Annotated in this window: 11 protein-coding genes and 2 rRNA genes; 2 read left to right on the top strand and 11 right to left on the bottom strand. The window is 71.6% G+C overall.

Annotated elements, in window-relative coordinates:
* Nucleotides 1–47 precede the first annotated feature (47 nt).
* Together ACWEO5_RS07670 and ACWEO5_RS07665 are read left to right on the top strand one after the other, a co-directional pair.
* The gene (locus ACWEO5_RS07670) at nucleotides 48–668 is read left to right on the top strand and encodes a DUF47 domain-containing protein (RefSeq protein ID WP_014137429.1); all 621 of its coding nucleotides are present in this window, start codon (nucleotides 48–50) and stop codon (nucleotides 666–668) included.
* 5 nt (nucleotides 669–673) lie between these two features.
* Nucleotides 674–1,669, top strand: coding sequence for an anion permease (locus ACWEO5_RS07665; protein WP_452161086.1), 996 nt, complete (start codon nucleotides 674–676; stop codon nucleotides 1,667–1,669).
* A gap of 150 nt (nucleotides 1,670–1,819) precedes the next feature.
* Here ACWEO5_RS07665 and pstB read toward each other — a convergent pair whose 3' ends face one another.
* From pstB to ACWEO5_RS07610, 11 genes are all read right to left on the bottom strand, one after another.
* Complete coding sequence (pstB, locus tag ACWEO5_RS07660) at nucleotides 1,820–2,596, bottom strand: phosphate ABC transporter ATP-binding protein PstB (RefSeq protein ID WP_344558451.1); 777 nt, start codon at nucleotides 2,594–2,596, stop codon at nucleotides 1,820–1,822.
* Nucleotides 2,597–2,637: 41 nt separating this feature from the next.
* Nucleotides 2,638–3,714 (bottom strand): phosphate ABC transporter permease PstA, encoded by a 1,077-nt coding sequence (pstA, locus tag ACWEO5_RS07655; protein WP_380274279.1) that lies wholly within the window; start codon nucleotides 3,712–3,714, stop codon nucleotides 2,638–2,640.
* Complete coding sequence (gene pstC, locus ACWEO5_RS07650; RefSeq protein ID WP_452161084.1) at nucleotides 3,711–4,694, bottom strand: phosphate ABC transporter permease subunit PstC; 984 nt, start codon at nucleotides 4,692–4,694, stop codon at nucleotides 3,711–3,713. The genes pstA and pstC overlap by 4 nt, the downstream gene beginning before the upstream one ends.
* A 172-nt stretch (nucleotides 4,695–4,866) precedes the next feature.
* On the bottom strand, nucleotides 4,867–6,006 hold the full coding sequence (gene pstS / locus ACWEO5_RS07645; protein ID WP_452161082.1) for a phosphate ABC transporter substrate-binding protein PstS: 1,140 nt from the start codon (nucleotides 6,004–6,006) through the stop codon (nucleotides 4,867–4,869).
* Nucleotides 6,007–6,251: 245 nt separating this feature from the next.
* Complete coding sequence (locus tag ACWEO5_RS07640; protein ID WP_452161080.1) at nucleotides 6,252–6,758, bottom strand: NUDIX hydrolase; 507 nt, start codon at nucleotides 6,756–6,758, stop codon at nucleotides 6,252–6,254.
* Between the two features lie 40 nt (nucleotides 6,759–6,798).
* Nucleotides 6,799–7,869, bottom strand: a complete 1,071-nt coding sequence (locus tag ACWEO5_RS07635; RefSeq protein WP_452161078.1) for a CHAD domain-containing protein — start codon at nucleotides 7,867–7,869, stop codon at nucleotides 6,799–6,801.
* A 92-nt stretch (nucleotides 7,870–7,961) separates the two neighbouring features.
* The gene (locus ACWEO5_RS07630) at nucleotides 7,962–10,403 is read right to left on the bottom strand and encodes an RNA degradosome polyphosphate kinase (protein WP_452161076.1); all 2,442 of its coding nucleotides are present in this window, start codon (nucleotides 10,401–10,403) and stop codon (nucleotides 7,962–7,964) included.
* Between the two features lie 285 nt (nucleotides 10,404–10,688).
* The gene (gene mshD, locus ACWEO5_RS07625; RefSeq protein ID WP_452161074.1) at nucleotides 10,689–11,609 is read right to left on the bottom strand and encodes a mycothiol synthase; all 921 of its coding nucleotides are present in this window, start codon (nucleotides 11,607–11,609) and stop codon (nucleotides 10,689–10,691) included.
* Between the two features lie 79 nt (nucleotides 11,610–11,688).
* Nucleotides 11,689–12,312 carry a hypothetical protein gene (locus ACWEO5_RS07620; RefSeq protein ID WP_452161072.1) on the bottom strand — a complete coding sequence of 208 codons (624 nt, stop codon included), beginning with the start codon at nucleotides 12,310–12,312 and terminating at the stop codon, nucleotides 11,689–11,691.
* Nucleotides 12,313–12,393: 81 nt separating this feature from the next.
* Nucleotides 12,394–12,510, bottom strand: a 5S ribosomal RNA gene (rrf, locus tag ACWEO5_RS07615).
* A 78-nt stretch (nucleotides 12,511–12,588) separates the two neighbouring features.
* A 23S ribosomal RNA gene (locus tag ACWEO5_RS07610) occupies nucleotides 12,589–12,681 on the bottom strand; the annotation flags it as partial.

Here is a 12,681-nt window from a genome sequence, read left to right as displayed (position 1 = left end):
GTGCGCCTAGCATCGTCAAGTACCGACCCCGCACATCGGAGATTTCCGTGCGTTTTAGCCTGACCCCGAAGGAGACGAGCTTCTACGACATGTTCGCCGCTGCGGCGGAGAACCTGGTCGTCGGATCGAAGCTCCTGCTGGAACTACTGGGCTCGGACGTGTCAGCCCGCGCGGAGATCGTCGAGCGCATGCGCGCCGCCGAGCACGCCGGGGACGACACCACCCATGCGATCTTCCACCAGCTGAACTCCTCGTTCATCACCCCGTTCGACCGGGAGGACATCTACAACCTGGCCTCCTCGCTGGACGACATCATGGACTTCATGGAGGAGGCCGTCGACCTGGTCGTGCTGTACGACATCGAGACCCTCCCGAAGGGCATCGAGCAGCAGATCGAGGTGCTGGCCCGGGCGGCCGAGCTGACCGCGGAGGCGATGCCCAACCTGCGGTCGATGTCGAACCTCACCGAGTACTGGATCGAGGTCAACCGGCTGGAGAACCAGGCGGACCAGATCCACCGCAAGCTGCTGGCCCACCTGTTCTCCGGCCAGTACGAGGCGATCGAGGTGCTGAAGCTCAAGCAGGTCGTGGACGTCCTCGAAGAGGCCGCCGACGCGTTCGAGCACGTGGCCAACACGGTGGAGACCATCGCCGTCAAGGAGTCCTGACCTCCGTGGACATGGCAGCACTGATCGTCGTCATCGGCGTCGCTTTCTTCTTCACGTACACCAACGGCTTCCACGACTCCGCCAACGCGATCGCCACCTCGGTCTCCACCCGGGCGCTGACCCCCCGGGCGGCGCTGGCGATGGCCGCGGTGATGAACCTGGCGGGCGCCTTCCTCGGCAGCGGGGTGGCGAAGACCGTCTCCGAGGGGATCATCGAGACCCCGACCGGCAGCAAGGGCATGGCGATCATGTTCGCCGCCCTGGTCGGTGCCATCACCTGGAACCTGGTGACCTGGTACTTCGGCCTGCCGTCCTCCTCCTCGCACGCGCTGTTCGGCGGCATGGTGGGCGCGGCGCTGGCGGGCGGCATCGGGGTGGTCTGGCACGGCGTGGTCGAGAAGATCATCATTCCGATGATCGTCTCGCCGGTGGTCGGCCTGGTCGGCGGCTTCCTGGTGATGCTGGCGATCCTGTGGATCTTCCGGCGGGCCAACCCGCACCGGGCCAAGCGCAACTTCCGGGTGGCGCAGACCGCTTCGGCGGCCGCGATGGCGCTGGCGCACGGCCTGCAGGACGCGCAGAAGACCATGGGCATCGTGGTGATGGCGCTGACCATCTCCGGTCACCAGACCGGCAACGGGATCCCGATCTGGGTGAAGATCTCCTGCGCCACGATGCTCTCGCTGGGCACCTACGCGGGCGGCTGGCGGATCATGCGCACCCTCGGCCGGAAGATCATCGAGCTGGACCCGCCGCAGGGCTTCGCCGCCGAGGCCACCGCCTCCGCGGTCATGTACGTCACCTCGTTCGTCTACGCGGCGCCGATCTCCACCACCCACGTGATCACCTCGGCGATCATGGGCGTGGGCGCCACCAAGCGGGTCCGCGCGGTCCGCTGGGGGGTGGCGAAGAACATCGTGATGGGCTGGTTCATCACCATGCCGGCGGCGGCGATCGTGGCCGCCGCGATGTACGGGATCGTGAACCTGCTGTTCCTCTAGCACCCGCGCGGCCGGAGCCGGATGCGCGACCGAAGGCGGAAGGGCCCGCCCCCACAGCACGGGGGCGGGCCCTTCCTCTCGTACTCCGCGGCGGCACCGCCATGCAGCGCCGCGGAGCAGCTCGTTGCGGCCCCGGGACGGGCGGGCCGGTCAGCCGAAGCGGCCGGAGATGTAGTCCTCGGTGGCCTGGACCGACGGGTTGGAGAAGATCCGCTGGGTGTCGTCCAGCTCGACCAGCTTGCCCGGCTGGCCGACGCCCGCCAGGTTGAAGAAGGCGGTGCGGTCGGAGACGCGGGCCGCCTGCTGCATGTTGTGGGTCACGATCACGATGGTGAACTGCGACTTCAGCTCGCCGATCAGGTCCTCGATGGCGAGGGTGGAGATCGGGTCGAGGGCCGAGCAGGGCTCGTCCATCAGCAGCACCTCGGGCTCGACCGCGATCGCCCGGGCGATGCACAGGCGCTGCTGCTGGCCGCCGGACAGGCCCGCGCCGGGCTTGCCCAGGCGGTCCTTGACCTCGTTCCACAGGTTGGCGCCCTGCAGGGACTTCTCCACCACGCCGTCAAGCACGGACTTCTTCTTCACCCCGGCCAGCTTGAGGCCGGCCACCACGTTGTCGTAGATCGACATGGTGGGGAACGGGTTGGGGCGCTGGAACACCATGCCGACCGAGCGGCGGACGGCGACCGGGTCGACGTTCGCGCCGTACAGGTTCTCGTCGTCCAGCAGCACCTTGCCCTCGACCCGGGCGCCGGGGATCACCTCGTGCATCCGGTTCAGGGTGCGCAGGAAGGTGGACTTGCCGCAGCCGGAGGGGCCGATGAAGGCGGTCACCGAGCGGGGCTCGATGGTCATCGAGATGTCCTCGATGGCGCGGGTGGAGCCGTAGTAGGCGGACAGTCCGCTGACGTCGATGCGCTTGGCCATGATCTTTCGTCTTCTCTCGTCTGTTCGTACGTCAGTCGGTGTCAGTGCCCGCCCTTGGGCGAGCGCCAGCGCGCGACGCCCCGGGCGATGAGGTTGAGACCCATCACGAAGGCGATCAGGACCAGGGCCGCGCCCCACGCGCGCTGGTAGCCGTAGTCGTTGTTGATCTGCGAGTACTGCTGCCAGATGTAGAGCGGCAGCGACTGCTGCGGCCCGTTGAACGGGTCGCTGTTGATGAAGTCGGCACCGAAGACCAGCATCATCACGGGGGCGGTCTCACCGGTGATGCGGGCGACCGCCAGCATCACGCCGGTGGTGATCCCGCCCACGGCGGTGGGGAGGACGATCCGCAGGATGGTCTTCCAGCGCGGCACACCGAGCGCGTACGAGGCTTCGCGCAGCTCGTTCGGGACGAGCTTGAGCATCTCCTCGGTGGAGCGGACCACGACCGGCATCATCAGGATCGCCAGCGCGAGGCTGCCCGAGAAGCCGGAGTACTCGAAGCCCAGCATGATGTTCCAGAGCGACAGGACGAACAGGCCGGCGACGACCGACGGGATGCCGGTCATGACGTCGACGAAGAAGGTGACCGCCTTGGCGAGCCGGCCGCGGCCGTACTCCACCAGGTAGACGGCGGTGAGCAGGCCGATCGGCGCGGCGATCAGGGTGGCCAGCAGGACCTGCTCGATGGTGCCGATGATGGCGTGGTAGATGCCGCCGTCCGGGCTGAGGGTGGCGACGACGCCCTTCATCGAGTGGGTGAGGAAGTCGCCGTTGATCGCGCCGATGCCCTGCTGGACGGTGTAGAAGGTCAGGGCGACCAGCGGCACCACGGCGCAGATGAAGGAGACCCAGATCAACGAGGTGGCGAACCGGTCCCTGGCCTGGCGGCGGCCCTCGACCGAGGCCGAGACGGCGTAGCTGACCACCAGGAACAGCAGGGCGGAGATCAGGCCCCACTGCAGGTGGCTCTCCAACCCGGCGACGGCGCCGAGGCCGCAGCCGACCGCGATCGAGACGGCCGCGATGCCGGCCGGCGCCCAGCGGGGCAGCCGGGCCGCGGTCAGCCGGTGGGCCAGCTGCGGCGGCGTGGCGTCAGTGATGGTTGCGGTGGTCACGCGGCGGCCCCCGAGTACTCCTTGCGACGGGCGATGATCATGCGGGCCGCGCCGTTCACCAGCAGGGTGATGACGAACAGCACCAGGCCGGAGGCCATCAGCGCGTCCCGGCCGAGCGGCTGGGCCTCGTTGAACTTCAGCGCGATGTTCTCCGCGAAGGTGCCGCCGCCCGGGTCGAGCAGGTGCAGCGTCAGCTCGCTGTTGGTGGACAGCACGGTGGCGACCGCGATGGTCTCGCCGAGCGCGCGGCCCAGGCCGAGCATGGAGGCGGAGATGATGCCGGGGCGGCCGAAGGGCAGCACCGCGGTGCGGATCATCTCCCAGCGGGTCGCGCCGAGCGCGAGCGCCGCCTCCTCGTGCATCCGCGGGACCTGCCGGAACACCTCGCGGGTGACCGCGGTGATGATCGGCAGCACCATGATGGCGAGCAGGATGCCGACGGTGAACAGGTTGCGCGGGGCGACGCCGGTGCTGGACTGGTCGAAGACGTACGTCCAGCCGAGGTACTGGTCCATCCAGCTGGTCAGGCCGTCCATGTGCGGGACGAGGAACAGCACGCCCCACAGGCCGTAGACGATGGACGGGACGGCGGCCAGCAGGTCCACCAGGTAGGCGAACGGCTGGGCGATCCGGCGCGGCGCGTAGTGCGAGATGAACAGCGCGATGCCGACCGCGACCGGCACCGCGATGACCATCGCGATCAGCGCGCTGACCAGGGTGCCGAAAGTGAGGACGGCGACGCCGAACACCGGCTTGGCGGCGTCCGGGGTCCACTCGAAGGTGGTGAAGAAGTTGCCCTCGTTCTTGCCCAGCGCGAGGGCGGAACGGTAGGCGAGGAACCCTGCGATGGCGGCCATGATGACCAGCAGCAGGACGCCCGAGCCCCGGGAGAGGTTGAAGAACACGCTGTCACCGCGGCGGCTGTCGCCCCGGCTCCGTCGAGTCCGTCCCCGCGTGTCGGCGGGGGGTGCAGAAGTCATGGTCGTTACTCCGGTCTGGCGGCGCTGCCCCGCGGAGGGCGGCACCTTGGCGGCGGTGCCCCGGACGTTCGTGGTGGTGGTGGTGCGTGGTGCGTGGTGCGCTCGGACGAGTGCCCGGCCGGGCGGCCCCTCCCCCTCCTTCGGGGGCCGCCCGGCCGGTCGTCGCTCAGCCTCAGGCCAGGGCGTCGATCTGGGTCTTGACCTTGGCCGCGAGCTCGGCCGGCAGCGGCACGTAGCCGACCGCGCCGATGGCCTGCTGGCCGGCTTCGCTGACGGTGTAGTTCAGGAAGGACTTGAGGACCGGCAGGGTCTCGGCCTTGTTGCCCTTGTCGCAGACGATCTCGTAGGTGACCAGGGTGATCGGGTAGTTGCCCTCGGCCTTGGTCGCGTAGTCGATGTCCAGCGCCAGGTCGGCGCCGGTGCCGACGACCTTGGCGGAGGCCAGGGTGGCGGCGGCGTTGGCGGCGGTGGCCTCGACCGGCTTGGAGGCGCCGGTGTTGATCGAGGCGCTGTTCAGCTTGTTGGTCTGGGCGTAGGAGAGCTCGACGTAGGAGATCGAGTTCTTGGTCTGCTTGACCAGGGCCGCGACACCGGCCGAGCCGTTCGCGGACTGGCCGCCCTGGCCCGCCCACGCCTTGGCGGCCGGGTACTTCCAGTTGCCGCCGCCGGCCTTGGCCAGGTAGCCGGTCAGGTTGGCGGTGGTGCCGGAGTCCTCCGAGCGGTGGATCGCCTGGATGTCGGCGGCCGGGAGGGTGACGCCCGGGTTCAGGGCGGCGATCGCCGGGTCGTTCCACTTGGTGATCTGCGAGTCGAAGATCTTCGCCAGGGTCGGGCCGTCCACGACGAGCTTGTCGACGCCCTCGACGTTGAAGACGATCGAGACCAGACCGCCGACCATCGGGAGGTCGATCGCCTGGCCGCCGGTGCAGACGCTCTTGGAGGCGTCGACCTCGGTGGACTTCAGGGCCGAGTCGGAACCCGCGAAGGCGATCTTGCCCTGGTTGAACTGGGTGACACCGGCACCGGAGCCGCCGCCGGAGTAGGTCAGGGTCGCGCTGGAGCAGGCGGCGCTGTAGGCGGCCTTCCAGACGTCGATCGCCGGAGTCTGCGCGGTCGAACCGGCGCCCAGCAGCTGGCCGCCCTTGTCGGCACAGGCGACCTTGGCGGCGGTGGACGCGCCGCCCGAGGCCGCGGTGCTCGAAGAGGACTTGTCGGTGTTGTCGTCCGTGCCGCAAGCCGACAGCGACAGCGTGGAGACGAGCGCGACGGCACCGATGGCGAGGGCCTTGGAGCGGCCGTTCCGCAGGTTCACTGGGTGTCCCTTTCTGAGGCAATGCCGGTCTCGGAACGACCGGTTTTGCTGTGGTCCGGGGCCCTTTCGGCCCTCCGGTAACCCAGAAGTTAGGCAGGACAGGTGACGCGTCAGCCGGTCGCAAATGAACGGGGAGTGAACCTCGAAGGGACGTCAGGAAACTGCGGCCGGTAGTAACGGTTGCGTCACGGTGGGGGCGCGGTGAGATCACCCGTGCGACCTGTGCGAACCACCCGGGCGGCCGATCAGTCGAACAGCAGCTCCAGCAGCGCGTCCACCAGCACCCGGTCCCGCGGGTGGGTCAGCCGCTCCCTGGCGCGCTTCGGCGGCAGCCACTCCAGGCGGTCCACCTCCCGGTTGGGCCGGAACGCGCCACCCGTCGGCACCGCCGACCAGTAGCGGACCTCCTTCGGCCGGCCGTGCGCCAGGTAGTGCTGCGCCGGCAGCTCCGGCCCCAGCACGCAGCGCATCCCGGTCTCCTCCAGCACCTCGCGCAGCGCCGCCGCCCGCCAGCCCTCGCCCGGGTCGAGCTTCCCCTTCGGCAGGCTCCAGTCGTCGTACTTGGGCCGGTGGACCAGCGCGATCCGCGGCTTCTTGCGGCCCTTGCCGCTCTTCTTCGGCGGCCCCGGCACCCACAGCACCGCCCCCGCCGCCAGCACCGTCGAACGGGAGCCCGCCGCCGGACGGCGGCTCTGACGGGCGCCGCCCGACCGGGCGGGGGCGCGGTCGGGCGGGGAGGAACGATCGGGCATCAGCGGTACGCGGTCCGTCCGGGCGGGGGCGACGAGGGACTCAGCCCGGCAGCACCGCCACCGGGCCCACCAGCCCCGGGACCACCCCCGGCCACTGGCGCCCGAAAGCGTACCGGGCCGACTCGACCTCCAAACGCTGGTCCGCGTGCACCACGCCCAGCACGTACGCCGTCGCCGGGGTGATCCGCGGCGTGCGGGCCGCCGTCGCCACCGTCACCGCCGCGTCCGACGCCTCCTGGTGGCGCGCCAGCACGCCGTCCAGCTCCGCCAGCCCCTCGCCGGTCCCGCCGCACACCTCCAGCGCGTACCTGGCCCGCTTCAGCAGGATCCGGGCCCGCAGCCACGGCGCGTCGTCCGCCGCCAGCGCCGCGTCGGCGTCCGCCGGGGTGCGCGACGCCGGCACCCCGCCGGGCTCCGCGTCCGCTGCGACCAGCCGGTGCAGGCCCGCCCCGCCGTACGCCTGGGCCGCCCGCTGCCACGGCAGCCGCTCGCCCGCGCCCAGCAGCGCGCCCAGCGCCACCGCGGTCTGCGGCAGCAGCGCCGCCACCGGTTCGGCGGCGGTCGGCGCCACCAGCGGCACGTCCCCGGCCAGCAGCGTCATCCGGTCCGCCAGCGCGTGCAGCCGGGCCGAGCGCAGCTCCTGCAGCAGCGCGGTGTGCGCCCTGGTCCTGGCCAGCGTCAGCTGCCGCTCCAGCAGCGCCCGGGCCTTGGGCGCGCCCGCGTGCCCGGCCAGCATGCCCGCCGCGTCCGGGGAGGTGTCGGCCAGCGAGTCCAGCGCGCCCAGCAGCCGCACCGCCCGCCGCTGGTAGCCGGGCTCCTGGCCGAGCAGGTTGAGCAGCCAGCGCAGCTCGGTGCGCGACTCCTGCGCCCACTGCGGGTCGAACGCCGCCGCGAAGGTGTGCAGCACCCCGCCGACCCGGCGCACCGCGCGCAGCAGGTCGTCCGCGGCCCGCGCCGACGCCGGGAGCGCCCCGGGTCTGGACCCCGCCTCGCCGACCGCCTGCGGCAGGGCGCGCAGGAACGCGCCCGCCTGGACGGTCAGGTAGCCGGCAAGGACCTCCCCGGTGGTCGCGGCGCGCGCCACCGGGGCCGTCGTCGGCGCATCGGTCATGGCTGTGGCTCTCCCCGATCTCCTCCCTGGGCCTGCCCCAGGGGTGCAGTCCGCCCGCGCCGGGCGACTTCCCGGCGCGGGCGGGGTGCCGCTCAGCGCGCGGCGGCGGAGCCGCGGTTGCGGCGGCGCGAGTCGATCAGCAGGTCCTGGACGTGGCGCAGCGGCCGGCCCTCGGCGTCCTGCGCGTGCCGGGTCCAGGTGCCGTCGGCGCCCAGGTGCCAGGAGTCGGTCTCGTCCGAGACGCCGAGCTCCAGCAGCCCGTTCAGCTCGGCCCGGTGCGCCGGGTCGGTGACCCGCACCAGCGCCTCGATCCGGCGGTCCAGGTTGCGGTGCATCATGTCGGCGCTGCCGATCCACACCTCGGGGTCGCCCCCGTTGCCGAACACGAACACCCGCGAGTGCTCCAGGAACCGTCCGAGTATCGACCGCACCCGGACGTTCTCGCTCAGTCCCGGCACGCCCGGCCGGATCGCGCAGATGCCGCGCACCCACACGTCCACCGGCACGCCGGCCTGCGAGGCCCGGTACAGCGCGTCGATCACCACCTCGTCGACGATCGAGTTGACCTTGATCTTGACGCAGGCGGGCCGCCCGGCCCGGTGGTGCGCGATCTCCCCGTTGATCCGGGCCACCAGCCCGTCGCGCAGCCCGCGCGGCGCGGTCAGCAGCCGCCGGTAGGACTCGCGGCGCGAGTACCCCGACAGCCGGTTGAACAGGTCCGACAGGTCCGCGCCGACCTGCGGGTCGGCGGTCAGCAGGCCCAGGTCCTCGTACAGCCGGGCCGTCTTCGGGTGGTAGTTGCCGGTGCCGACGTGCGAGTACCGGCGCAGCGTGTCGCCCTCCTGGCGGACCACCAGCGACAGCTTGCAGTGCGTCTTCAGCCCGACCAGGCCGTACACCACGTGGCAGCCGGACTCCTCCAGCTTGCGGGCCCACTTGATGTTCGCCTGCTCGTCGAACCTGGCCTTGATCTCCACCAGCACCAGCACCTGCTTGCCGGACTCCGCCGCGTCGATCAGCGCGTCCACGATCGGCGAGTCGCCGGAGGTGCGGTACAGCGTCTGCTTGATCGCCAGCACGTGCGGGTCGGCGGCGGCCTGCTCCAGGAACGCCTGCACCGAGGTGGAGAACGAGTCGTACGGGTGGTGCAGCAGCACGTCCCGCTCGCGCATCGCGGCGAAGATGTCCGGCAGCGTCGCCGACTCCACGTCGGTCAGCCCGCGCGCCGTGCCCGCCACGAACTTCGGGTAGCGCAGCTCCGGCCGGTCCAGGTCGGCGATCCCGAACAGCCCGGTCAGGTCCAGCGGCCCGGGCAGCGGGAAGACCTCCGCCTCGGTGATGTTCAGCTCCCGCACCAGCAGGTCCAGGATGTACGGGTCGATCGACTCCTCGACCTCCAGCCGCACCGGCGGGCCGAAGCGGCGCCGCATCAGCTCCTTCTCCAGCGCCTTCAGGATGTTCTCGGTGTCGTCCTCCTCCACCTCCAGGTCCTCGTTGCGGGTGACCCGGAACGCGTGGTGGGCGAGCACCTCCATCCCCGGGAACAGCTCCTCCAGGTGCGCCCCCATCACGTCCTCCAGCGGCACGTACCGCTGCGGCGACGCCTCCAGGAACCTCGACAGCGACTGCGGGACCTTCACCCGGGCGAAGTGCTTGTGCCCCGACACCGGGTTGCGCACCACCACCGCCAGGTTCAGCGACAGGCCCGATATGTACGGGAACGGGTGCGCCGGGTCGACCGCCAGCGGCGTCAGCACCGGGAAGATCTGCTGCCGGAACAGCGTGTGCAGCCGCGACTGCTCGGTCTCCGCCAGGTCCGGCCAGCGCACCAGCTCGATGCCCTCGGCCGCCAGGTCCGGCAGCACCTCCTGCTGGAAGGTCGCCGCGTGACGCGCCATCAGCTCGCGCGAACGCCGCCAGATCAGGTCCAGCACCTCGCGCGGCTGCAGGCCGGACGCCGAGCGCTGCGCCACGCCGGTGGCGATCCGACGCTTGAGACCGGCCACCCGCACCATGAAGAACTCGTCCAGGTTGGACGCGAAGATCGCCAGGAACTTGGCCCGCTCCAGCAGCGGGATGTCCGGATCCTCCGCGAGCTCCAGCACCCGCTCGTTGAACGCCAGCCAGCTGCGCTCGCGGTCCAGGAACCGGCCCTGCGGCAGCTCCGCCTCCTCCGCGCCCCCGGCATCCGGGCCGCCCGCCGGGAAGGCCCCCGAGACCGCCGCGGGCAGCGCCGTCGCCACCCGCACCGGCTCGACCGCCCTGCCCTCGGCCGCCCTGCCGTCGGCCGTCCTCGGTTCGGCGGACCCGGCGGCCTTCGGTGCGGCCGCCCTGCTCTTGCCGCGGGCCGGCGCCGGACGCGGCCGCGCCTCCTTGCCGGACTCCTTGCCGGACTCCTTGCCCGCGTCCTTGCCGGCGGCGACCCTGCCGCCGGCACCGGACCCGGACCTGACTCCCGACCGCACGGCCGGCTTCTGCTCACTGCTGCGCTCGGCCGGATCGGCCGAGTCGGAGACGGGGCGGGGGATGCTCATCGGTTCCAGCTCCTCCTGCAGGACGCGGCCCCGGTGGGGCGAAGGGCATGACTCCGCAAGCTGCTCGTCCTCGTCGGCCCAGGTCCACCCGCCCGGGAACGCCGGGATCCGCCCGGGCGGACGGTGGGTGGAGCGGTGACGCGGACGCGGCAATACGGACGACATTCTGTGATCTTCGCGGCGCCAATTGAATCCACGGTAAACACCGCATGGCCAGGAGGAAAGCTGAGTCCGTCACCCCTGTGGCTGCTAGCGGACGCTCCCTTCCGACCGGGTCCGACCGGCTCAGCGCGGACCGGACGGCTCCCAGCGGTACATCAGGTCGACCTCGTGGACGGTGAAACCCAGCCGCTCGTACACCCGGACGGCCGCCGCGTTGTCCGCGTCCACGTACAGCATCACCGTCGGCAGGCCGCGCTCCAGAACCAGGTGTCGCAGGCCCACCGCCGTCAACGCCTTACCCAGGCCATTACCCTGTTCCGCCGGATCCACCCCCACCACGTAGACCTCGCCGAGCCCGTCCGGCTGGGTCTTCGTCCAGTGGAAGCCCACCAGCCGCCCCTCCCGCTCCGCCAGGAAGAAGCCCTTCGGGTCGAACCACGGCTCGGCGATCCGCTCCGCCAGGTCCCGCTCCGTCCACGAGCCCTGCTCGGGGTGGTGCGCGAACGCCAGCGCGTTCAGCGCCAGCCAGGCCGCCTCGTCCCGGCCCGGCTCGAACGTCCGCAGCACCACGCCCGCGGGCAGCGGCACCGCCTCCGGCGCCGGCGCGGTGCGCCGCATCTGCCGCAGCTCGCGCACCAGCACCGCGCCGTGCCGCTCGGCCAGGTGCCGGGCCGCCGGGAGGCCGCCGTGCGCCCAGAAGTCCAGCCCGCCCGCGCCCTGCGCCAGCACCGCGCCCACCAGCTCGCCGCCCAGGCCGCGGCCGCGCTCGGCCGGGGCGACCGTCAGCTCCACCGTCCCCGGCCGCTCCCCCTCCAGCTGCGCGTAACCGACCACCGCGCCGTCCACCGACTGCACCAGGTGCCGCACGCCCTCGCGCGGGCTGTCCGGCCGGATCCGCAGCCGACCGGCCTCCGACACCGCCTCCCGGCCGTCCGCCCCGGCCGCCGCCGCGAGCAGCTCGCGCACCGCCCCGGCCTGCCCCGGCGTCAGCACCTCGACCCGCTCGACGTGACCCGCACCTGACGTGTTCTCAGAAGTCCGCATACCGGCGAGCCTACGTTCTCCGCCCCGCTTCCAGCAGGGCTCCCCAACGGGGCCGGGCCGCCGGCGGCCGCCTGGCCACTCAGTAGACCGGGGCCGCCCCCAGGACGCCCCACCCACGGGCCGCGGCCCACCGCACCACCCGCAGCGGACCGTCGAGCAACTCCTCGACCGGGTGGTCCGGCTCGTCCCCCAGCCCCGTCAACCAGGCCCGCACCCGGCCGAGGACCCGCTCCCGCTCCTCCCCCGACCACCCCAGGGCCGCCTCGAACTCCGGCAGCCGCTCCCGCAGCCGGCCCGCGCTCAGCACGAACTCCCCGAACCACCCCGGCAGCCCGAGCACCGCCCCCGGCCCCACCCCGTACGCCAGCGCCCCGAACGGGAACGCCTTCCGCATCGCCACGGCGAAGAACTGCTCCGGCCGCCGCTCGTCCACCCGCTCCAGCGCCGCTCCGCGGAACTCCTCCAGCGCGCCCGCCCCTTCGTACCACCCGCCGATCAACTCCCCGAGCCGAACAGCGTCCTCGTCCTCCCACAGCCCCTGGACGACCCGGCCCGCGCCGCCCCGCTCGTGCACCGCCTCCCACCAGGCCCGCTCGGCCCCGACCTCGGCCGGCGGCACGAACCACCCCTCGTCCGGTGCCAGCAGTTGCCCCAGCTCGTCGTCGGGCAGCGCCACGACCACCCACACCCCGGTGAACCCCACCGCTCTCCCCCTCCGTCCGTCTGGTTCCGGAAATGCAGAAAGGGCCCCAGCCTGACGGCTGGAGCCCTTTCATGAATGATTGTTCGGCGGCGTCCTACTCTCCCACAGGGTCCCCCCTGCAGTACCATCGGCGCTGTGAGGCTTAGCTTCCGGGTTCGGAATGTAACCGGGCGTTTCCCTCACGCTATGACCACCGAAACACTATGAAACTTATCACCACCCACCCGTATCGGCGGGGGTCGTTGTTTCAGAACAACACAGTGGACGCGAGCAACTGAGGACAAGCCCTCGGCCTATTAGTACCGGTCAACTCCACCCCTCACAGGGCTTCCATATCCGGCCTATCAACCCAGTCGTCTACTGGGAGCC

The sequence above is a fragment of the Kitasatospora sp. NPDC004272 genome (genome assembly GCF_053603035.1).
The sequence above is the reverse complement of the archived record's forward strand: the minus strand, read 5'-3'. Positions and strand labels throughout refer to the sequence as shown.